A 20,817-nucleotide genomic window follows, 5' to 3' on the forward strand; every position below is an offset into this window, starting at 1 on the left:
GCCCCAAGTTACTTCTATCAGCTTAACATCATTTATATAAATATGTATCTCATTATTGACATTTAAGTATTAATGTATATAATGAGATACATTATGCCAGCACGCCCAAATCACCTTACTCAAGCAACAGCAGACAAGCTTGCGGCCCTTGGTCAGCAAATCCGAGCTTATCGCAAAGCGCTAAGCATTAGTGCAACAACGGCTGCGCAAGCCGCTGGAATGTCACGCATTACCCTACATAGGATTGAAACTGGCGAACCCTCTGTCACCATGGGCGCTTACTTCAACGCCATGACGGCTTTAGGGATCAATTTTGGAATTGTCCCCATAGAACTTCCAGAGGCTACAGCACCACGCCGCGATGATGATCATCGTGGCTGGATACCTGCGCGCATACGACTAGCTGATTACCCACAACTCAAACAACTTGCTTGGCAGGTACACGGCACCGACGAACTAACCCCAACTGAAGCACTGAGCATTTACGATCGCAATTGGCGCCATATAGATGAGGGCTCATTAACTGCCCATGAGAAAGAATTAGTTGAAGCACTCCATTTAGGCCTCGGAGAATATCATGCAAAACTTTAAACGCCCGCACCATCAGAAGATTGCTCAGGTACTTCAAGCGCTAAATGGGCCACTCCTTAAAGATCATGAATGTTACTTTGCGGGCGGCACGGCAATGGCACTACGTTATGGCGAATATAGAGAATCTGTTGATATCGATTTTTTGATATCGAATCTTGATCAGTATCGCACCTTACGAGAACTACTCACCAGCCCAGCAGGAATTTCTGCGATCGTTCGCGCAGATGCAAATCCTCTGGAACAAATCGGGGATATCCGCGCTGATCAGTATGGCATTCGAACGAAAGTACAGATAGGCAACAGCACAATCAAATTTGAAATTGTTCTAGAAGGGCGAATCGTATTAGCAATTCCCGGGGCTAAAGATGAAATATGCGGAATTACTACCTTGTGCCCTTTGGATATGGCAACCAGTAAATTACTCGCTAATGCAGATCGCTGGAGAGACGATGGGGTATTTAGTCGAGACATTATCGATCTGGCAATGATGAATCCGTCACTCCCATTGCTAAGGGATGCGATAGTCAAAGCCGAAAAGCCTTATGGACAATCCATACTTCAGTCACTTGAAAAATCGATTAACCGCCTGCAAGACCACGATAACAGCTGGTTAGATCGCTGCATGATGGTGATGGATGTGAATGTGCCTAAAGCCACTGTTTGGAAACAACTCAACAACTTACTTAGAGTGCTGCCCAAGCGAGTCCCATCTTAGCTGATTGAGTTGCACCCCAAATCAAAATTATCATTGGAGCGCCTGAGAAAACCTATGGGATGCTAATGCCGCATAGCGCGCGTAGTTAGGTTGCTAGGCAAAAGTCTGCTGGCCTGACATGCCTACTTTAAAGAAGCTGCCTATCAAATGTTCTGCTGCAAAGAGGGGTCTGGCTGGTCCATACATTCGTTAGGTCTTACTCAGTAACGCTCGAAAGGGCAGAGGATGCAGAATCGTCTGTCTATAAGCCTCTAGTTGCGGGACGCTTAACTTAAATTACTCTAAATGAAGCAGGGTCAACTACTGAATTCTATGGATGCTCCAGGCTTCGAAGCCCCTATTAATATTCAAGGTCCATGTAGGAGCGTTCTCATAAGCGGAAACTAGCTGAGTAATACCGTAGCAATATTCACCCGCATCAGCAATCTGCAAGCCAGCCACCCATACATCTTCAAAATACAACGGCTGTGGCAGCTGTTTTGCGACTTCATTTGGTCGCCACTCACCTCGACAATCATCCAAAAAAACAACGAGCTGCTTACCTGATGCGTATGCTAATCCGCCTTTGTCTCGTTTTGAATTCACAGCCTCTACAACCCTAGTCACAATATCTTTATTCCTTTCTCTGCTATTACGTAACTGGGGAACCATTACATGCTCAGTTAACCACGTTGCGCCCGTCTCCGAATTAACAACAATACCGTCAGCTCCAGTGGGATCGCTAGTGAAAAAATATTTTTCTGCTTTGTATTCAAAATTGAGTACTGCACATATCAACCAGTTTGCAAGGGCCTCTCTAGAGCGCATACCCCCAAATAGTGTGAATGGTCTTCCTGATTGCAAATGAGTCCCGTCCTTAATAAACGGCTTCAATTCTTTGAGCGCAACCTTGAGGCTTGTGAACTTAGTTACGGAATGCTTCATATAACTATCGATGCCATTTTAAAAATTCATTCTCTTGTAATGCCCTCCTTAAAGACTGGCTTAGCTTAGCTTAGCTCAACTTTGCTTTAGGTTGCTCTGGTTCAAGCAAGTCCTGGATGGAGCACCCAAAATACTGGCAAAGGATATCCAATACCTCCAAGTCCACGCGCTCAGCATCTTCGTAATACATCCTAGTTAGCGTCCCGCGATTAATGCCGGTATCCCTGGCGACATCAGAAATTTTCTTCTTATGCTCTCCAAGTAATCTGGATAGATAAACTCTCAAAATAACCTGCTAATGATTAATTTTTATATTAAATAGTATAAAAGACTTGCAAAAGATCAAAATATATTTATAATCATCTATAGAAGATTAAATTTATCTTTAAATATACAAAATTTTCATTAATTTTATCAATAACTAAGGAGTTATCTACTTAATTACCTAGACAGATAAAGCATGTAATAAAGCCCAAAGGCGATTTACCTCATACCTCAAAAGCCAATCCCGACCACAGAAAGCCATATATGACGAACCCATCAAACAATGCATCAGCATTAACCCATGCAAATCTGAGCGACTTAAAAATCAGAATTGATCCCAGGGAGCTATTGGCCAGCACCCTTGAGAAAATTGAGGGTGCCTACGCATACGCATCCATTCGCGCCTATAGAGCTGACTTCAATGCCTTCATCCAATTTTGCGAGGAATGCAATGAAGATGCATTGCCCGCCCTCCCCTTAGTTATAGCTAATTTCATTACCAAGCTCACAAACAGCGAGCGAAGTTCAGCCGGTATTCGTCGAGCTCTTTGTGGGATATCCACCATTCATAAACTCAATCGCTTAGATGATCCAACCAAGGATCCGGATGTCACCATCGAAATGCGCAGAATGCATCGCAAGTTGGGGCGCTCCGCAAAACAAGCAGGTAGCATTAATCTAGATACCCTAGACGAGATGCTCCTCGCTACCGATGATTCCATCAGGGGCCTGCGTGATCGCGCTTTATTGCTTGTGGCCTATGACACACTATGTAGGCGTAGCGAATTAGTATCACTTCAAGTCAAAGACATCAAAATCCATATCAAAAATGGCATTGAGAGCACTTCAATTTTGCTAAGAAAAAGTAAAACAGATCAAGATTCCATGGGCAAATGGCTGCGCCTGAGTCAAAGGGGCGGCGTTGCATTAATGGAGTGGATAAAGGAACTTCCCGAGGGGCAGGAAAAAATCATCACTGGTATTAATAGGGCAAATGTCATTGGTTCTGAAGTTGGGGCAGGCCAGATTAACCGCATATACAAGAGGATAGCTAGAGCAGCTGGATTGGATGAATCAGTTATTAAGGGGATCAGTGGTCACTCGATGCGAGTAGGTGCCGCTCAAGATCTATTGAGCTCTGGCGCAAGCATGCCAATCATGATGCAACGGGGGAGATGGTCTAAGTCAGATACGGTGATGCGGTATGTTGAGCATATTTAAATTTTTCAGCAGGGAATAACGATCTCAATACTCCATATCCCCCAATGCGGGTGTACTCATAAAGTGCAAGTTGGGGCCCCATAAGCTGCAAGTTGATACACCTGTGGGTTCATGCATAAAGTGCAAGTTGCCCCCCCATAAGCTGCAAGTTGAGAGACCATAAAGTGCAAGCGCCGCCGAGCCTTATAAACACTGCATCTCTATTATTAACTTGACAATAAATACTTTAGCGAGCTAGACTACAAGCTTAACTAATTACTTTAAACCACTATATATATGTCCAAGCAAGAGATTACCAAAACAATTGTAAGTTCAATTAAAAGTCTTAACGCTGATGATGCTCGCGCCTGGACAAAAATTGCTCTTATAGTTTTACAAGTTGAAGAAAATAACTTTTGGGAAGCCAGTCATCGCTCCTTTACTGAATGGCTTGTTTCATTTGGGCAAAGCATTGGCCTTAAAGAAGGTAGCATTTGGCGCTACTATCGGGCGGGCAAATACTATCAAGAGCTTCAGCCTCTTTTAAGTAAAAATCAGATTACCAATCCCCTCCTTAATGAACTCCCCACCAAGGTCAGCCCTGAAAATATAGAAATTTTGGGTAAGCTAGAGCGAGTCATGCCCAATGATATTTTTATCAAATTAGCCGCCCAGGTTATTTCCGCGGCAATTACGCGTGATTCTTTAAGACAAACTTGGTTAATCTATCGCCCCATTCTTGAGGGAAGAACAGCTAGGGGTATGGGCATGCCTATTCCTAGAGTAGATTTAAAAGATAAGGCCCAACATGACAGCTTATTAGAAGCGCATGTGTTTACTGCCCTCTCTCAAAGTGCAGGTTCTTGGCTCAAAACACCAAAACCATTTCACTTTGAACTTCTAAGGGGCGAGGTAGCTCGCTTAGCCATCTATGAGTCTAAATTCTATTACATCGATGCGATTGCAATAGTTCAAATGAATGTAGATGGCCCTATTGAATTACACGGCATTGAAATCAAATCAAATAATTCGCCTGTAACTAAGTTTGACACCTTAAAAAAGGTTAGCTCCTATTTTGACTTCGTGTGGGTTACCTTTCACGATTACGACCCAAAAGTGGGAGCCAAGCAGATTCCTAGTGAATTTGGCTTGTTGGAATTTAAGGGTCAGAAAATTGACATCATTAAAGCTGCAACGCGTAATGAAACTTCTGCTGAGGCGCAATTGAGTTTTGTTAAAAACTTATTAATTAAATTTATGAGGAAGTGATTTTTTGGCTACGGTACATTAGCTAGCTAAACTGTAAAAGACAATTATGGAAATACCAAAAATAATACTCAGCCCAAGCGAACAGTTGGCCAAAACAGTTCTAAAAATTGATGGCGCCTATTCTGCCTCGACCATCAGGGCATATCGCGCTGACTTTATTGATTTCATTACTTATTGCAGTCTGCACAATCAAACTGCCCTGCCAGTTGACCCGCTAATCCTTGCCGACTATATTGTTATGCTTGCGAATGGCGGCAGAACGTCCGCTAGCATTCGACGTGCAATTACAGGGATCGCCACAATCCATAAGTTAAATCGCTTTGACGATCCAAGCAAAGATCCAGATGTCACATTGGAAATGAGGCGAATGCATAGAAAACTAGGGCGCGCGTCCGAACAGGCTCAAGGAATTAATCAAGATGTTTTAGAGCAGATGCTTAGCGCAACCGATGCAGATAATATGGGCATTAGAGATAGAGCGCTTCTGCTGGTTGCCTATGACACCCTATGCAGACGAAGCGAATTAGTTTCCCTGCAAATCCAAGATGTCAAAATTACTATTAAAAATAGTATTGAATCTATGACTATATTACTTAGGAAAAGCAAAACCGATCAAGACTCTACTGGCAAATGGCTACACGTTTGTCAACGAGCTCATCTTGCCTTAAAGGAGTGGATAGCGAAAATTGGGGATCAAGAGGGTCAGATATTTCGTGGCATTGGAAAATCGCAGAAGATATCCTCACATCTGGGTGGAGGTCAAATTAACAGGATCTTCAAGCGAATTGCCAGAAAAGCCGGCTTAGATGAATCTTTTGTAGCCAGAATTAGTGGTCATTCAATGCGAGTAGGTCATGCCCAGGATTTAGTTGTTTCGGGAGCCAGCTTTCCCATCATCATGAGCATGGGTCGATGGTCAAAAACGGATACCGTCATGAGGTATGTGGAGCATATCAATTATTTACCGTAGGCATACCCTTGAAAAAATCATAAGCAAAATCACTGTTTTCTCTAGGGTTCGGATTGCCACTTATAAGCTGCCTTGAATTTTGATGATGAACTGCCCTTATTAAATGAACCTCATCCAAAAAATACCTTCATTCCGGTAAATCAGCAGCTCTAATTGCCCTCATAACATCCCTGAAAACGCCATCAAACTCTGGAAGAGCACTCATCTGATGAGCTAGGCGGCCTGTCCAAAGACGCTTTAAACGCTCATTTTTAACGGCAATTGCTTGCTCAAGACCATTTACGAGCCTATTGCGATGCGCTAACTTGCGCACAAGTTCAGGGCGTAACTCTTGAAGAACAATCGAATGCTCTCCAAATAAATGCCAAAGGTCATAAAGATCTCTAGGTTCATTTCTAGCACGATCACTTAGGGCTGCGACCTTTTCAATCACAATCTCTTCAATGGAATATACATTGAGAATTGGTCCCTGTGGCAGATCTTCGAACTCATCGTAGGTTTGAAAGATGGGCCTGCTTTGTGCGCCAAAACAAAATACCTCATTAATCGTGATATCCACCTTGACATCATTGGATGCTGGCAACGGTCCTTGATACTTTAGATAAAAAGTATAGCTATTTTGATGGCTGGCCCGATCTTCTCTATCGAACTCTATTTTTAAGCCGCACTCCCTATATACGCTTTCAAATACCTCATTTAATCCAACTAAGATTTCTGAAAATTGAATGGGTTTTGTTAAAGTGAAATCCAAGTCTTCTGAAAATCGATAGTGATCAATCCAGCAACGTCGTAGGGCTGTTCCACCCTTAAAGACCAATATCTCACGTAAAGGATGATTGGCAAGCCCGGTCAAAAACCAAGCCAACACATAGTCGCGCTCAATCACGGACTCGGGAACACGTTTACCGCCCTCTTTTAATAATTTATTAGCAATTAGAGAAATATTTCTTTGCGGAATCATTATCCAAACCTCACGGCATCAAGCTCTTCTTGATTCACATTCAGTTGCAATTTCCATCTCGAAAGAAATATCCCCTGCGCAGGCATTTGTGGATCTAAGCGCTGATAGGTTGCACTTAACTGCTTTTGTAATTCTCGCAAAATGCTTTCATCCACCAATTCATACCTCTCCAATAGATATCCGAGTCGGCGAATTACCGCACCTACACCTAGTTGTTTTGCATACTCAATCAGAGTCTTAAAATTAATTGCGTCTTTTTTCATCCACAAACCTTTTGCGACCTCCGTAACCCCCCCAACATACTCTGGGTGCTTCAAGCCATCAATGAGTGTTCTTTCAATATTACTGATCAACACAAATCGCTCTTTATCCACCCAGTATTTCTCTACCCCAAAGACTTGATCGCTGCTCACTTTGACGAACTTGAATTCATACCCCCCAACAGTCTGGAAGCGCATACGCTTAGTGGATGAAACGTATGTCGTAAACATCGGTTGCGTAAACATCCGATGCAATTCAAATGCGGTGCCATACGATAAAAAATAGGGTGCCGCCCCTACAAGCTCTCTGGCGATGATGTAAGGACTATCAATATGCTCTGACACACCCCCCAACTCAAAAGGTACTAGATTGAATAGACCCGGCTTTAATCGTGTAACAACCCCGCGCTGTTGAGCTTTGTGCAATAAGTTACTAACTGCAATTGGAGACAATCCCGTGTATTTGACGGCGTCAGCCACCCTAAACGTTAAGAGCCCCTTCTCATATAGGCGTGTAAATAACCCCGCCATGCGAGGGCCTAGAGTTTTAGATGAATTATTATTATTTATGTGCAATTTATATCCTATAAAGATATATATAGAGATTTGAATATAACATTATTTGATCTTGATAGCACTATCTACAAACCACCTGCATCTATTTCACCCCAATTCCTAAATTTTACTTGACAAAGTGGGTTTAGCGGGCTAAACTGTTTGTAAGTTAGTTAAACATCTTTTTTAAAAAGTAATAAAAGGTTTAGCCAGCGAAACCACAAGGAAACATATAATGCAACAAAACTTAAACGCCAACTTAAATGTAGATCGCATTACCGCCATCTACACCCTGGAAATAGGGCAAGTCAGGGTTAGAAAAATAGTAAAGCGGTCTAACTCCTATTCAACTGGAAAATACCCCAGCTGGAAAATGGGGCGTATGGTGGCCGAGTTACTTTTTTTGTAAGACTTCTTTAAGGACATCAGCTTGGAGCTGAACCTCCGCATACATCTTCTTTAATCGAGCGTTCTCTAGCTCAAGCTCTTTGACGCGAGACATTAGTGAGGCATCCATACCGCCATACTTGGCGCGCCACTTGTAAAAGCTAGCAATGCTAATGCCGTGTTCACGGCATAGCTCTGGGGCTGGCATGCCAGCCTCGGCTTGCTTGAGGATGCCCATGATTTGGCTATCGGTAAAACGGGAGGTTTTCATAGAATTTCCTTTAAATCAAACAACTTAGAAATTCTACTTTTAAGTCAGGTTAAGGGGTGGGGGGATTACCATACCAACCCAGTTAAACCGCCATTACTGGCATTAATGTCGGCATTCAAACCCCTAATCATATAAGCTGCATCATCGTAAGTGCTTACGTAATAGCCGGAGTTGGAAAATCCAATTGAAGCCCAGGCTAAAACTACGCCTATAAGAAATGCTAGAATTAAATCGGTTTTTTTAGTCATAAAGCCTTTTAAATTTATGAGACTTAAATATGAAGGTGTGGCATGAAACATTTCTCCGGGCCACCGCACTCACTCTAGCCTTCTTATTAACGCCACTAAAAAATACTTTAGTCAAATTTTCAATTCACGCCATTTATGTGGATCAAAAATACATTTCTTAATATTTAAATAATTATAATTTGTGCATTAAACGTATTACTTTTTTATTACGAAGAATCCGTATAGGATCATAAAACCAACCCCATTTATTAAAATACTTAATTGCTGATTTCAAGTGAATTATTAGTAATGCTCTATTTTTATAAGAACCTTTAGCATATCCATGCTCTACAAATACATAAGGCTCATATAAGATCCGAGCATGATCGCCGATGCGCCTAACAAGATCAACGTCCTCCATGTACATAAAGTAGCGCGTATCAAAGCCCCCAATTTTGAGGGCGATAGATGTGCGTGCGAGCATAAAACAGCCAGATATAGATGGGATTTCAGCGGAATGCTCTTCAGAAAGGGCATGAAGCTCGTATCGTCTATTGATAATATTCTGGAAATAGCTAATAGGTATAAAACGGCGAAAGAAAAGAGTAGCCGGGGATGGAAGCAACTTACACAAATATTGGAGCTCACCATTGGGATAGAGCACTTTTGGCATCATCGCGCCGATATCTAACTCAGCTTCCATTTTCTTACTGAGGAAGGGCAGCACATCAGGCTTAAACCTAACATCTGGATTGAGAATTAAATGAATATCCGAAATTGGAAACAGCCTATGGATCGCATAATTATGCGCAGCACCGAATCCTATATTACATCCCAGGAAGGTATATTTAACACGAGAATTCTCAAACAGTTCGTGATGTGATTGATATTCAGAATTATCAACTATATATAAAACACCATCGCAACCTTCCAAAAAGGAGGTTATTGCTTGACCAAAAATACTTGGGTCATTATGAAATAGTACTAGCGAGCCTGAAATGATCATTCACAACCCCCTGACAAGTAGCTTCCATAGACTGTGCCAATCTGGTGCGTATGAGCCCAAAGGGATAGTCTCAATACTACCCTCATAGCCATAACACCCCAAAGCAATTAACTTCATAGCATCAGCCCAAAGCCTTGGATCATCCGGATTAAGAAATGAAACATTTTTATAGCAGCCTACCGTCTCCCTTGCGTAAGGTAAATCCGCAACAAGCAATGGTTTTCCCATTGTCTTAGCCTCGCCAATGGGTAGACCCCAAGTCTCTAACTTCGATGGAAACATAACTACATCTGATTCAAGATATTGTTTTTTCATATCTTCCACTCCTTGCCTGCCAATAAATCGAAGCCCAGATACGGTTCGATAACGCTCTACCAAACCACGAGCATAACGATTTTCACTACCATCTATAGTCATACGTAATTCAATATTATCCAAAATAACAGGAGGAAGGCTAGCAACTGCCTCACATAAAATATCAAAATTCTTAAATACTCGAGGTAGCGCCGGGTAGATGAAAATTATTTTCGAAGATGGAGTTTTTTGTGGCAACGACTCATCATTAAAGATTATTCCAACAGGATGGGCAACTACAATATTCTTGCAGCCATATATTTTTCTAAAGGCTGACCTAATCCAGTCCTGCTGAACGATTACAAAATCATTCCGGTAAATATTTATGCGATATAAGTATTTATAAAACAGATTGAAAAGCAAAAATTTTGGCTCATACATAGCCTCCCTAAAAGAGACTCTATAAAAAATTGATGGATTATGGCAGTAAACTGCTTGTCGCCTCGCCTCAACCCTCGGCGATATGTCGTGCAAGGACAGCCAAAGATCAGGCTGCAACTGCTTAGATAATTTCTTGAAATACCAGTATTCCAACCAAATTCTGACTAACCAAGATCGCTTAGATTTTGGGAACTCAATTAAATTAACCTCTAAACCCTTAATTAATTCTTTTTTTGAAACAATTGCAAAAATTTGCCAGTTGCTACCTAGCACTTCAACAGCAGAACGCAGAGAATCTAGCAAGACGGTTAGAGGGCCCCCTTCTGTAAAATTAACTGCAGAAATGACAACTCGTTTCTTTGTCAAACCCTTCTCCACTCATTAATCGTCCTATCAAACCGCCTTATAACTCGAGCTGGATTACCAACGGCTACTGAATTCTCAGGTATATTTTTAGTAACCACTGCGCCTGCACCAATAATAGATCCACTCCCAATTGAGACGCCCGGCAGAATGCAGACGCCCTCACCAATCCAAACGCGGCTTCCAATGAAAACAGGGCTTCCAGTTAAGGGGCGCAATGCGGGCGCAATCTCCGGAGAATAGAATTGATTATTTCCATTAAAAGCACCGTGATTATGATCGGAAATGAACACTCGACTGGCAATTAAAACATCGTCGCCTATCTCAACACATGAGATAGATCCAATATGCACATAATCATTAATTTGAACATTGGATCCAAACTTTATTAAAAAATTTGAATTCTTTTCAGGAAAAGCATCTAACCGAAGCCCAATGCCAGTAGTCAAATTCTTTCCAAAGTAAATATAAGGCTTACCCCTGAAATAATTAGGACTTCGAATAAGTCTTGCATTATGGTAAAAAATCTTAGTTCTTAAAAGATCCCCAAGGAGTCTTATGAAACCAAACAATCCATAAGTCTGAAATGTACTAAACAATTTTACCCGCCCCTATAAAGGCGAGCACTCTAATCTTAATTAACCTCGCTGAGAGCAAAAAAAACTGAATCATAAAAGATTCACCAATTAAGACCTGAACCCTAAAAAGCTCAGTAACCATTCCTATCTGATCAACACCGCTAGTCCCTTTTGTTGAAAAACGACCGGCAATAAAGTTACTTCGAAATATTGTCGCCCCTTTCTTTAATGCCATTAACACAAACAACTGATCGGCAGCAATAGGTAATTTTTTTGTATAGAGGCCTATTTTTTCATGCAAGGACTTATTAATAAGCAGTGCCACCGAATGACTTGAAGCAATCCCAGGCATGCCATAAAGCCAACCTAATTCCATCCCAGGGTAACAAACTCTATCGTTGACCAAATACGCAGCCGCTATTAAATCAGAACCATTAGACTCCACCATAGCCGACCTGAAATTACTAATTGCCCGCTTATCCAAAATATCGTCTGCCCCAACTGTCAAATAATAGCCATTATCAATTTTTTTAACAGCTTTATTAAGCGCATCATAAATTCCAAAATCAGGCTCAATGATTATTTGTACCTTAATGTTGCAAATATTTTTAATAATTTCAATAGTTCCATCAGTAGAATTTCCATCGACTATGATCCAAGTGAAATTATTGTCAGTTTGCTTTTGCAAAGATTGAATTAATCTTGGTAGAAAATTTTCACAATTGTAAGTTGCTGTAATTACAAAAATTTTAGATTGCATTATTGGAATTTTTCCCCGCTTTAATAAAAAATTTATTAGTTAATATAAAAAATGCAATAGATATTAAGTAATATATTAAGAAGTATATTTCATTTAAAACACTATCTAAAATTGAATAAAAAACTATAATCAAGTTTGCTATATAAAAATTAAAATTATAGTAGCTATATTTATTATTAAGAACTGATTTAAAGGATATGGCGCATATTCCACCGAATATAATTTGCACCAGCAGAGCTCCAATAAAACCAAAAAGCATTAAATTTGTTTGAACTACGGTACCCCAACATGCGGCTGGCAAGAAACCCAAACTTAATTCAAGCTGACGGTTAGGAAACGGGCTTCCGGCACCAAATAACTCAAAAATCTTAACAATATTGTTCTTTATGAATAGTGATTTTTCAAATATCCCATAATCTATGACGCTAATATCATAGAGATTAAAAAATTCAGAAAATTTTGCAATCTGAGCCGAGAAATAATATGTCGATTCAATTAAAATATCCTGGGCGTAGACGGGTATCAATGAGTAAACTGCCTCATAATTATCATTTAATTCAATACCGCTAGTGCTCCCATACAATTCAAGTCGAGATTGATAGGTAGTTAAATCTATGCTGCCAGCTCGAAAAAGTGTCATCAAAAAAATTGCCAGAAAAGCGAGAAAAATGGTTAATGAAATAAATTTATCCTGAAAGATATTGCCGCCATTAAGGCTGATATTCGATTTATTTTTAAATCGTCGTTTAACAGCCAAAGAAAATATAATAATTAAAAGTGCTTGAAGAAAGATCTGTCGCCCAGCCATGAAAAATGGAATGGTTAATAACAATAAGATAGATGCTATTTCAATAGCAGAAAATTTAGACTTCTCATAAATATGCTGAGTGAAAATAAAAAATACAAAGCCTGCTAATAAGGATCCAATTTTAGATAAAAAATATATATCTTGATCACCATTAACAAAACTCAACCTAAGATCGTAAAAATTTAATGTTAAAAGGTAGTCAATCGAATATATAATCCCCCCAATATTCCAGCAAATCACTCCAAGGAAGCCAATTAAAGCCAATCCTCTATAAGCACCCCTAAAATTCTCCCGCCTACCATCAATAGATAAAATGTGATAAATGCAAAAGTAGCCTAAATTAAATGCAGATAAAAATAGGAATAAAAAAAATAGCCATCCAAATCCGATGCCTACAGTTCTATATTTAATTGGGCCAATAAAAAATATCAACAAAATTCCAACCCAAATTAAATTATTAAGTACCAGTAAAGACGGTCTTTTAAATATCAAGTATACAATTATTGATAAAGAGAAAGTTAAATAAATAATTTCCATTAATTATTATTTATATTATAATTTGCTATTCCATTATTTATTAAATAATTATTTAATAAATAATGCCCAATATAAAGGGGAAATCCAGACAATAAATTGTCCCTTTATTATATTTAACAAAATTTTTTTCATAATCATATAGCGCACGGGCTTTGGAAGCCATGAAGCCATCTTAGCATCCAGAAAAGATTGCTTACATACGCCCAACTCACTCCTAAATAGCCTTAAACATGAAATGTAGCTAGAGGTGGAATAGGCATTTGAGGAGTGCCTCCTGTAAAACAAAAGAGGCTCATCAATATAATAAATTCCTCCTTTAAGGATCGCTCTAAAAGCTATAACAGCATCCTCTTGAAAAGTCTTCGCTGTGATTTTATTAAAATCGCGAAATAATGATGGTGTGAAGCCTTGGCCAAAACCACCAACAAATATTTTTTGACCCTTTAAATACTCCAATAAAGTCTTATCTGGAATCTCATAGTCGTAAAAAAACCCATGCTCACTTCCTTGAGCGTCAATAACATTGGCATTTGAAAAAACTACGCATTGCTTTTTATCTTGAACCCACCTATTAACTAACCTTGTCGTTCTATTTGGCTTAGAAATATCATCTCCAGCAGCTGTAACAATAAAATCGCCCTTGGATAGTGCAACTACTTCTTCAACATGCCTAATAACGCCTAGATTAAATTTACTTTGACGAATGATTATATTTATATCGCCTGAGTAGCTTAATATAGCTCTCTCGACTATTGAAAAAGTATTATCCGTTGAACAATCATCAGATATTATTAACTCTAAAGGTCTATAAGTCTGTGATAAGGCCCCAAGCAAAGCTTTTTCAATATAAGACTCTTGATTATATGTGAATAATAAGAATGATACCAAAATAGGTTCTGATATTATTTTTTTTTTTGATTTCATTGTTAATATAATTAGTTATATTTTTATTTTTTATGAATCAAATATTAATTTGATTTATTGCCCATTATTTTTAATTCTCTACTTAATATAAATATCATGCAAAATCCATATAAAAAATAATTCATTGCATATGCAATTGTTACGCCTATTAAACCAAATATGGGGACTAAATAAATAGTTAAAAGTATAAATAGGGCTGAAAAAATAATTTCAGTAAATATATATATCCTCACCAAAGCTCTTCCAATCAATACATATGACATAATCCAAGCCGCGATTTTTATCACATCACCCATAAGTTGCCATGCAAATAATTTTTGCATCGGCATAAATTCAGGTGTAAACAATGCTAAGATAATGTGGTCTTTTAGGATATAGATCAATACAGCGCCAGCTACCGTAATTGGCATTGCAAAGATATAAATCTTAATAATTTCCTTCTTAAGCTCACTTCCACATCTTATCTCTGCTATTCTAGGTAAATAATAAACTATCAGTGTGGTAGTGATTATGGTTAAATAAGTCTCGCTTATTTTCCATATAGCCTGCCAATAACCAGCAGCGTTTAAAGATATATTTTCGGACAGATAATTACGAATTGCTATAAATGATATCGGCACTACAAGGGCCGTTGTTAGCCCCATCAAACCCAATCCAGTTAATTCTTTTAATGCATCTCGATTAATTTGACCCCAAAAATAATTTAAACTAAACCAATGCTTTTTATAAACTAGGAATGCCACAGATAATATTGATAGTGTTGGATTTATTACAAAGGCTACAAGCGCGCCGTAGAGGCCAAAATAACTCGCCAATAATCCCGTTAATATTAAACCTTGAATACTAGTTATAACATTAGATATAACATATATACCCACCTCTTTTTTACCGTTAATAATTGCAAGTAATAAATTACTTACCGTCATTGCAGGCAATGAAATAGCCAGCCAAATAAATACGCCAGATATATCGGTACGATTCAAAACCCTATAAGACAGCCAGTCGCCAAAAACAATTAACCCCAGCCCACAAACTACTGAAAAAAACAAGGAAATCCTAATAGCAGTCTTCCATATTTCATGCTGCTTCCTATTGCTATCAAAATGATCTGCCGTTGACTTAATGACTCCGGTCGTGAAAATTCCACCGGCAACGCTACCAGCAATTGACACTACATTTTGAAATTGCCCAATAATTGAGTATCCTCCAGGCCCTAGATAAATTGCCAAAATTTTATTGAGGAAAAGTCCGCTTAATAACTTAATAAAAACTGCTACTGCGTTCAACGCACTAGTCTTTATTAATCTCATTAAAATATACTCAACTACAACAAACCGAAATCACATGAGATACATCTGAGTTATTTAGATGTGGTCCGATTGGCAAACTCAGGCACCCCTTTGCCATTTTTTCTGACACGGGGAAATTCCCCAGAGTATATCCAAGACCTTGATATGCTTTTTGCAGATGCGGTGGTATCGGATAGTGAATCAATGTAGAAATTCCCCCATCATCCAACAACTTTTTGAAAGTGTCTCGATCATCACTTTGTATTACAAATAAATGCCAAACTGGGTCAGCCCAAGGGGGAACGAAAGGCAAAGTTATATTTGGATTTTTTAAGCACTCTAGATAACGTTTTGCAATGGCTTTACGACGCGAATTCCACTCATTTAACTTTCTTAACTTCACGCGTAGAAAAGCAGCCTGTAAATCATCAAGACGCGAATTAAAACCCTGTATCTCATGCGAATATTTGATTCGTGACCCATAACTTCGGAGCATCCGCAATTTTTCAGCCAGCTCTTTATCATTGGTAGTAATAGCACCTCCATCACCTAAGGCACCAAGATTCTTACCAGGATAAAAACTATGGCCGGCAGCATCTCCTAGGCAACCTGTTGGGCGTCCTTTATATAATGCCCCCTGAGACTGCGCATCATCCTCTATTACTTTAATGCTGTACTTTCTTGCTATGGCATTAATTTCATCCATATCTGCTGGTTGCCCATATAAATGAACTGGCATTATGGCTTTTGTTTTCTTGGTAATTGAAGCTTCTATTTTTTTGGGATCAATGTTGTATGTGAGCTCATCAGGCTCTACAGGAACAGGAGTAGCTCCTGCATGGGTCACGGCTAACCATGTTGCAATGTATGTATTAGAGGGCACTATTACCTCGTCACCATCGCCAATATCATATGCACGCAAAATTAAATTGAGTGCATCAAGCCCATTACCAACTCCCACACAATTCTCAACATTACAATAATCTGCATACTCTTTTTCGAAAGCCTCTAGCTGAGAGCCTTGTGTAAACCAACCACTATCAAGAACCTCATGAAAGGCTTTCTCAAGATCATCTCGTAACTCTTGATGTGGAGCTCTTAAATCTAGAAATGGGATCATTTTATTTAACTTAAAGTATTTCTTTTTTATTATCATTTACAAATTTTGCAAATTCATCGTATTCATGATAATAGTCTGCAGAATCATAAACTGTTGATGCGAGAACTAAACATACGCCACCCGAAGAGAAATTTTCTACTTCACGCCACATTCTTTTGGGAATATATAATCCATAATACGAACGATTCAGATGATATTTTTTTCTTTCAAGTCCATCATCCACAATCACATCAAAGCTCCCAGACATGGCAATAATTAACTGCTGCAATTCCCTGTGCCCATGACCAGCTCTTGACGATCCACCAGGAACGTCGTAAAGGTAGTAAACCCTTTTAATGTCAAAAGGGATATGCCTTCCACCTTCAATAACAGATAAATTACCTCGCTGGTCTGTAATTTTTGGTAAATCAATTAATCTACAGTCTTTCAACATATGAAGCCCCACCAAACTCGTTAATTGGATGCAACAACATAGATCTCGCCAGCTATATCGGGATAACGCTCTCCAATTTTCATAAATGCACTGATCATCTGCGCTGTCCAAGAGCTCTCGATTTGTCCATTTGAGATAGGCTTTAGCCAATACCCGCCAAAAACATCAATTTTCAAATTGGCCTTCAAAAAAATTGCCCTGAAATCTTCGGGACTAAATACACGCCTATGTCCATGTCTTAAGTCCAAACTATTAAGCGCCGCCTCCTCCTCCAGCAAGCCCATATCAACTGCGGCCTGTCGGTGTAAAGATCTAGCGTTTGGGACTGCAGCAAAAATATTTCCGCCTGGCTTTACCCAGGACTTAACTTTTTTAAGAATTGCTACCGGATCCTCAACATGCTCTAACACATGCCCCAAAATAATTGTGTCAAATAATTCGCTGGGCACATACTCCTCAAATAGGCAATGAACAACATCAATCTTAGAAAAACGTCTTTTTAAATCGTCACAAAAAAGTTTTGAGCCCTCAACTACAGTAATCGATTTTCCCGTTGTAATTAAGAGTTCAGTCATAACTCCTTCTGCAGGACCCAACTCAAGGACTCGTTCGCCAGAGATATAGCGAGATAAAATCTTAAAGCAATATTCAATAGCAAGCTGCATCACTCCAGCTGAGTAAAGAGAGGACTCAGAAATTTCTTGGAGTTTATTTTTTTCTTGATTACTTTTCAATTTTCCATCCGTTTAAATATCTACTGCTCAATTAGCTCAATCAACATTCCATTGCGTAACATGATAAAACTAATTAGACGCCCGCCAAATGCTACAGCGGGAACCGGCAAAACAGTAACACGCCCTCTGCAATTATGTGCCCAGCCCAAAGCCTTATTAATGTCAGTAACGAAATAAGCGAAATGATAAAGCTTAATTCCTGCATTAAGCCAAGGTGTTAAAGTTTGTGATCCTGGTAAATTTTCCAATAACTCAATTCTAGGCCCCACACCCACAAGAAAACGCCCCCGAATCCCCTGTATCTCGTCGGAAAAATCTTCCCCTTCAGAAACGTAGCCCATTGATGAAAAAAAATTGTGCTCTTTATCAATGGACTGAGTGGCGTACCCAATATGATGAAATGAAAAATTAACTGGAACATTCATTTCATGAACTCCTGATTCTTTTAAGTCGCAAAGCCGTTAAATCACTCAACCGCTGAAGGCGGGTAGAAATTTCAGGCCATAACTTTTTATCAAGTCTATGTTCCACAGCATCGACCCTAGATGTCGAGCCTAACTGAAAATAATTCTTTAGGATTTTTCGGTTAACAATCCCACAAGAATCATGAAATGACACCACTCTCTCATTAGAAGCAACAGTTCTGCAATAAATAGACTCCAAATCAAGAATTTCAAAACCAAATTTATAGATTAAGGCGGCACTCTCAACAGCAGCCAATGAGCTAGACTTTAAAATCCAGCGCCCCCACTCGGCCTGCTTTGGAGTATTTAGCTCAACTTCGTACAAAGAAATTAATCCCTCTGGCACACAGTTATCACTACGCTCAACTACAAAATAATAATCATTTGGCCGTTGGTAATAACTTGAAAGCCAATCTAACTGATCTTGAGTGATGCTATTAGTGGCATGCAAAAAGGCATTCAGATTGGGATCACAACGTAGATCACGAATAAATTCGGCATCTTCATCATTTACAGGCCTCAATCTAAAAGCAGACCCAGAAACTAAAAAATTATGACGCATATTTAACGGATGCTATCTTTATAATTTTTTCAATGTCATCTAGCTGCTCAATTTCTTCTTCTTCAAATTGAATATTTAACTCATCTTCGATAGCAAAAATAATTTCTATATGCTTTAGCGAGTCCCATTGGCTAAGGGTTATTCTGCTATCTCTAATATCAACATTCCTTTTGAGTATGGTTGAAAAAATATCTAAAACTACACTCTCAACTTTTTTTGAATTCACTTCATTATTCCTTGCTCAATTTTGACACCATCAATTGGTTTAAATACATTTACAAGGGAAATGGGAAGATGCACCTCACCTTCGGGAGGCCCTTCAGCCAAACTGAGTAAATCCGCTAACCAATCTAGTGCAGGCTGATTTCTTGGACCATGAGAGACTTTAAAAATTACCTCAGTACATCCATCGATAATTGACATTCCCTTTAATGCCTGCAATACAATGGTATCTTCAAGGCGTCTACCCATTGCCCTGCAACTTATGCATAACTCCTCGACAACCAATTGAGTATTTTTTTTAGAGGCAACTATGATTGCAATAACGCCGCTGTCAGAGAGTCGATCAGTTAACTGAACAGTAGCAATAGATGCAGCCTTGCTTTTAAGGCGCTCAGCAATTTCGACCTGATTAAATCTTTGTATCGCCAAATTAAATTGATTGGTTTTATTACAGAGATCGGTAATTCTGGTTAACTGCTCTAAGGGATCGTATCGATAGATTAACCCCACTTTTAGGCCACGAAAATACTCTGATGGATCAGAAATATTTTCCGATAGAAGTTCCCGCTCAGCGTTTGCTTTAAGATCCAAAATACGCTTAGCATCATCCTCTTCTAGCCTCCATCTCCATAGGGCGGGGTAGTTATGAACTGCTCTAGAAGTTAAAAACGCATCCTCATGTGCATAAAGAGTATGGATTTGAGTCACCCCCGAAATGACATTGGCTAATTCACCAGGATTGTCATCCACGAATAGCATTGCGTCAGGGGCAATTCTTAAGGTCTTTGCCACTCTCTTAATGGCATCTGATTTTGGTGCCCAAGATACCTCAACCGCGGAAAAATCTTCTAACCGCAGAGGATAGTCGTCACGTTTTTCAAATAACTCCTTAACATCTGCCAATTCATTCTTTGACACTAAGGCTAGAAAAATTCCTTTCTCGCCAAGAGACTTAATGTATTTTTGAAATGCTAAATGCCCAGGCATTAATTTCACCCCATCTACACCGTCCTCGCCTAGAACTCCAGAATGCAGTGTATTGTCTAAATCCAATATAACAGCTTTAATTGAAGAAGAAAGGGCTGCAGGCATCCAGTGGCAGGCCAATTTTCGAGCAATCTCTAATTGCGCAACTCTACCAAGAGGAGTTCCGGCTAGCTTTTCAGAGCGAATATCAATAAAGGGGCCAGAAATTTCATCCTGTAACTCTAACAAATTAGCAAAATAAACTCCTGGTACTGCATCAACTAGTGCTTGAAGACGCTTCACCTGCTCCACGCCCTCAATCCATGTAGCTAGAATAATGGGTGCTGAAGAACGCTTGCGCAAATTCATAATCCGCTCTGCAAGCCAATTTACCCACTCTCGAAAGTCAACCTGTCCTAAAGCCCTAATGCTATCAAGCCAAACGATATCGAGAGAGGCATCTTTTCGCCCTTCGAACATTAACGTATCATCATAGCCACTAATGTTGAAGTCTACATGCCAACCCTGAAAATCGAAAAAGGGTTTCATCAAGGGTATTAATGGCTCAAAGCCATGGGTACGCCAAATATTGACCACTATTTTCTTGCCATGTTCTTTACTTAAGTCTAATTTGAGCAGGTCCAGACGCGAAAGATGCTCGGCAAATAAAATCTCCTGGGCATCAAAGTGCTGCATGCTGTTTTCAATAGTCATATTTATGC

Annotated in this window: 24 protein-coding genes and 1 pseudogene; 5 read left to right on the top strand and 20 right to left on the bottom strand. The window is 39.4% G+C overall.

Going from position 1 to position 20,817, the window contains the following annotated elements; all coding sequences use genetic code 11:
- Nucleotides 1–81: 81 nt before the first annotated feature.
- Nucleotides 82–591 carry a helix-turn-helix transcriptional regulator gene (locus tag AOC28_RS06910; RefSeq protein ID WP_237767763.1) on the top strand — a complete coding sequence of 170 codons (510 nt, stop codon included), beginning with the start codon at nucleotides 82–84 and terminating at the stop codon, nucleotides 589–591.
- Nucleotides 578–1,306, top strand: a complete 729-nt coding sequence (locus AOC28_RS06915) for a nucleotidyl transferase AbiEii/AbiGii toxin family protein (RefSeq protein WP_072583246.1) — start codon at nucleotides 578–580, stop codon at nucleotides 1,304–1,306. Before AOC28_RS06910 ends, AOC28_RS06915 begins: the two co-directional genes overlap by 14 nt.
- A 300-nt stretch (nucleotides 1,307–1,606) precedes the next feature.
- Here AOC28_RS06915 and AOC28_RS06920 read toward each other — a convergent pair whose 3' ends face one another.
- Entirely contained in the window at nucleotides 1,607–2,230 is a 624-nt protein-coding gene (locus tag AOC28_RS06920; protein WP_072583247.1) for a hypothetical protein, read from the bottom strand.
- Between the two features lie 70 nt (nucleotides 2,231–2,300).
- Complete coding sequence (locus AOC28_RS06925) at nucleotides 2,301–2,519, bottom strand: helix-turn-helix transcriptional regulator (protein ID WP_072583248.1); 219 nt, start codon at nucleotides 2,517–2,519, stop codon at nucleotides 2,301–2,303.
- Nucleotides 2,520–2,758: 239 nt separating this feature from the next.
- Between AOC28_RS06925 and AOC28_RS06930 the strand changes: the two genes are divergently transcribed.
- The 3 genes from AOC28_RS06930 (at nucleotide 2,759) to AOC28_RS06940 (ending at nucleotide 5,933) form a co-directional block, all read left to right on the top strand.
- Nucleotides 2,759–3,715: a tyrosine-type recombinase/integrase gene (locus AOC28_RS06930; protein WP_072583249.1), complete on the top strand. Its 957-nt coding sequence runs from the start codon at nucleotides 2,759–2,761 to the stop codon at nucleotides 3,713–3,715.
- A 276-nt stretch (nucleotides 3,716–3,991) separates the two neighbouring features.
- A complete protein-coding gene (locus AOC28_RS06935) occupies nucleotides 3,992–4,963 on the top strand; it encodes a hypothetical protein (protein WP_072583250.1) in 972 nt (323 codons plus the stop codon).
- Nucleotides 4,964–5,009: 46 nt separating this feature from the next.
- Entirely contained in the window at nucleotides 5,010–5,933 is a 924-nt protein-coding gene (locus tag AOC28_RS06940) for a tyrosine-type recombinase/integrase (protein WP_072583251.1), read from the top strand.
- 127 nt (nucleotides 5,934–6,060) lie between these two features.
- On the opposite strand, the gene AOC28_RS06945 is transcribed toward AOC28_RS06940, so the two are convergent.
- The 18 genes and pseudogenes from AOC28_RS06945 to AOC28_RS07030 all read right to left on the bottom strand — a co-directional run bounded on the left by AOC28_RS06945 (nucleotide 6,061) and on the right by AOC28_RS07030 (nucleotide 20,809).
- Nucleotides 6,061–6,894 carry a nucleotidyl transferase AbiEii/AbiGii toxin family protein gene (locus AOC28_RS06945; protein WP_071467093.1) on the bottom strand — a complete coding sequence of 278 codons (834 nt, stop codon included), beginning with the start codon at nucleotides 6,892–6,894 and terminating at the stop codon, nucleotides 6,061–6,063.
- Nucleotides 6,894–7,685: a transcriptional regulator gene (locus tag AOC28_RS06950; protein ID WP_072583252.1), complete on the bottom strand. Its 792-nt coding sequence runs from the start codon at nucleotides 7,683–7,685 to the stop codon at nucleotides 6,894–6,896. The genes AOC28_RS06945 and AOC28_RS06950 overlap by 1 nt, the downstream gene beginning before the upstream one ends.
- Before the next feature lie 421 nt (nucleotides 7,686–8,106).
- Nucleotides 8,107–8,367 (bottom strand): annotated as a pseudogene (locus AOC28_RS06955) (transposase); the annotation flags it as partial.
- A 65-nt stretch (nucleotides 8,368–8,432) separates the two neighbouring features.
- Nucleotides 8,433–8,615 carry a hypothetical protein gene (locus AOC28_RS06960; RefSeq protein ID WP_143143902.1) on the bottom strand — a complete coding sequence of 61 codons (183 nt, stop codon included), beginning with the start codon at nucleotides 8,613–8,615 and terminating at the stop codon, nucleotides 8,433–8,435.
- Between the two features lie 172 nt (nucleotides 8,616–8,787).
- Nucleotides 8,788–9,600, bottom strand: a complete 813-nt coding sequence (locus AOC28_RS06965) for a hypothetical protein (RefSeq protein WP_083564257.1) — start codon at nucleotides 9,598–9,600, stop codon at nucleotides 8,788–8,790.
- Entirely contained in the window at nucleotides 9,601–10,701 is a 1,101-nt protein-coding gene (locus AOC28_RS06970) for a glycosyltransferase (RefSeq protein ID WP_072583431.1), read from the bottom strand. It lies immediately after the preceding gene.
- Complete coding sequence (locus AOC28_RS06975) at nucleotides 10,698–11,297, bottom strand: DapH/DapD/GlmU-related protein (protein WP_072583254.1); 600 nt, start codon at nucleotides 11,295–11,297, stop codon at nucleotides 10,698–10,700. The genes AOC28_RS06970 and AOC28_RS06975 overlap by 4 nt, the downstream gene beginning before the upstream one ends.
- A complete protein-coding gene (locus tag AOC28_RS06980; protein WP_072583255.1) occupies nucleotides 11,290–12,036 on the bottom strand; it encodes a glycosyltransferase in 747 nt (248 codons plus the stop codon). The genes AOC28_RS06975 and AOC28_RS06980 overlap by 8 nt, the downstream gene beginning before the upstream one ends.
- Complete coding sequence (locus AOC28_RS06985; protein WP_072583256.1) at nucleotides 12,026–13,381, bottom strand: hypothetical protein; 1,356 nt, start codon at nucleotides 13,379–13,381, stop codon at nucleotides 12,026–12,028. The genes AOC28_RS06980 and AOC28_RS06985 overlap by 11 nt, the downstream gene beginning before the upstream one ends.
- A 48-nt stretch (nucleotides 13,382–13,429) precedes the next feature.
- Nucleotides 13,430–14,305 (bottom strand): glycosyltransferase, encoded by an 876-nt coding sequence (locus tag AOC28_RS06990; protein ID WP_083564259.1) that lies wholly within the window; start codon nucleotides 14,303–14,305, stop codon nucleotides 13,430–13,432.
- A 44-nt stretch (nucleotides 14,306–14,349) separates the two neighbouring features.
- Nucleotides 14,350–15,591: an O-antigen translocase gene (locus AOC28_RS06995; protein WP_158009041.1), complete on the bottom strand. Its 1,242-nt coding sequence runs from the start codon at nucleotides 15,589–15,591 to the stop codon at nucleotides 14,350–14,352.
- Between the two features lie 34 nt (nucleotides 15,592–15,625).
- The gene (locus tag AOC28_RS07000; RefSeq protein ID WP_237767764.1) at nucleotides 15,626–16,750 is read right to left on the bottom strand and encodes a DegT/DnrJ/EryC1/StrS family aminotransferase; all 1,125 of its coding nucleotides are present in this window, start codon (nucleotides 16,748–16,750) and stop codon (nucleotides 15,626–15,628) included.
- Nucleotides 16,725–17,147 carry an FdtA/QdtA family cupin domain-containing protein gene (locus AOC28_RS07005; protein ID WP_072583260.1) on the bottom strand — a complete coding sequence of 141 codons (423 nt, stop codon included), beginning with the start codon at nucleotides 17,145–17,147 and terminating at the stop codon, nucleotides 16,725–16,727. The genes AOC28_RS07000 and AOC28_RS07005 overlap by 26 nt, the downstream gene beginning before the upstream one ends.
- A gap of 20 nt (nucleotides 17,148–17,167) precedes the next feature.
- Nucleotides 17,168–17,881: a class I SAM-dependent methyltransferase gene (locus AOC28_RS07010; protein WP_072583261.1), complete on the bottom strand. Its 714-nt coding sequence runs from the start codon at nucleotides 17,879–17,881 to the stop codon at nucleotides 17,168–17,170.
- Between the two features lie 20 nt (nucleotides 17,882–17,901).
- On the bottom strand, nucleotides 17,902–18,306 hold the full coding sequence (locus tag AOC28_RS07015) for a VOC family protein (protein WP_072583262.1): 405 nt from the start codon (nucleotides 18,304–18,306) through the stop codon (nucleotides 17,902–17,904).
- A gap of 1 nt (nucleotide 18,307) precedes the next feature.
- Entirely contained in the window at nucleotides 18,308–18,907 is a 600-nt protein-coding gene (locus tag AOC28_RS07020) for a GNAT family N-acetyltransferase (protein ID WP_072583263.1), read from the bottom strand.
- Nucleotides 18,897–19,133, bottom strand: a complete 237-nt coding sequence (locus AOC28_RS07025; RefSeq protein WP_072583264.1) for an acyl carrier protein — start codon at nucleotides 19,131–19,133, stop codon at nucleotides 18,897–18,899. Before AOC28_RS07025 ends, AOC28_RS07020 begins: the two co-directional genes overlap by 11 nt.
- Complete coding sequence (locus AOC28_RS07030; protein WP_072583265.1) at nucleotides 19,130–20,809, bottom strand: HAD-IIIC family phosphatase; 1,680 nt, start codon at nucleotides 20,807–20,809, stop codon at nucleotides 19,130–19,132. Before AOC28_RS07030 ends, AOC28_RS07025 begins: the two co-directional genes overlap by 4 nt.
- Nucleotides 20,810–20,817 lie beyond the last annotated feature (8 nt).

The sequence above is a fragment of the Polynucleobacter sp. MWH-Adler-W8 genome (assembly GCF_001889925.1).
Lineage (GTDB): Bacteria > Pseudomonadota > Gammaproteobacteria > Burkholderiales > Burkholderiaceae > Polynucleobacter.

What these genes read in the sequence shown, in the direction of transcription:
- AOC28_RS06910 (WP_237767763.1), top strand. Translation starts at nt 82, where the DNA reads ATGAGATACATTATGCCAGCACGCCCAAATCACCTTACTCAAGCAACA.
- AOC28_RS06915 (WP_072583246.1), top strand. Translation starts at nt 578, where the DNA reads ATGCAAAACTTTAAACGCCCGCACCATCAGAAGATTGCTCAGGTACTT.
- AOC28_RS06920 (WP_072583247.1), bottom strand. Translation starts at nt 2,230, where the DNA reads ATGAAGCATTCCGTAACTAAGTTCACAAGCCTCAAGGTTGCGCTCAAA.
- AOC28_RS06930 (WP_072583249.1), top strand. Translation starts at nt 2,759, where the DNA reads ATGACGAACCCATCAAACAATGCATCAGCATTAACCCATGCAAATCTG.
- AOC28_RS06935 (WP_072583250.1), top strand. Translation starts at nt 3,992, where the DNA reads ATGTCCAAGCAAGAGATTACCAAAACAATTGTAAGTTCAATTAAAAGT.
- AOC28_RS06940 (WP_072583251.1), top strand. Translation starts at nt 5,010, where the DNA reads ATGGAAATACCAAAAATAATACTCAGCCCAAGCGAACAGTTGGCCAAA.
- AOC28_RS06945 (WP_071467093.1), bottom strand. Translation starts at nt 6,894, where the DNA reads ATGATTCCGCAAAGAAATATTTCTCTAATTGCTAATAAATTATTAAAA.
- AOC28_RS06950 (WP_072583252.1), bottom strand. Translation starts at nt 7,685, where the DNA reads ATGGCGGGGTTATTTACACGCCTATATGAGAAGGGGCTCTTAACGTTT.
- AOC28_RS06960 (WP_143143902.1), bottom strand. Translation starts at nt 8,615, where the DNA reads ATGACTAAAAAAACCGATTTAATTCTAGCATTTCTTATAGGCGTAGTT.
- AOC28_RS06965 (WP_083564257.1), bottom strand. Translation starts at nt 9,600, where the DNA reads ATGATCATTTCAGGCTCGCTAGTACTATTTCATAATGACCCAAGTATT.
- AOC28_RS06980 (WP_072583255.1), bottom strand. Translation starts at nt 12,036, where the DNA reads ATGCAATCTAAAATTTTTGTAATTACAGCAACTTACAATTGTGAAAAT.
- AOC28_RS06985 (WP_072583256.1), bottom strand. Translation starts at nt 13,381, where the DNA reads ATGGAAATTATTTATTTAACTTTCTCTTTATCAATAATTGTATACTTG.
- AOC28_RS06990 (WP_083564259.1), bottom strand. Translation starts at nt 14,305, where the DNA reads ATGAAATCAAAAAAAAAAATAATATCAGAACCTATTTTGGTATCATTC.
- AOC28_RS07000 (WP_237767764.1), bottom strand. Translation starts at nt 16,750, where the DNA reads ATGATAATAAAAAAGAAATACTTTAAGTTAAATAAAATGATCCCATTT.
- AOC28_RS07005 (WP_072583260.1), bottom strand. Translation starts at nt 17,147, where the DNA reads ATGTTGAAAGACTGTAGATTAATTGATTTACCAAAAATTACAGACCAG.
- AOC28_RS07015 (WP_072583262.1), bottom strand. Translation starts at nt 18,306, where the DNA reads ATGAATGTTCCAGTTAATTTTTCATTTCATCATATTGGGTACGCCACT.
- AOC28_RS07020 (WP_072583263.1), bottom strand. Translation starts at nt 18,907, where the DNA reads ATGCGTCATAATTTTTTAGTTTCTGGGTCTGCTTTTAGATTGAGGCCT.
- AOC28_RS07030 (WP_072583265.1), bottom strand. Translation starts at nt 20,809, where the DNA reads ATGACTATTGAAAACAGCATGCAGCACTTTGATGCCCAGGAGATTTTA.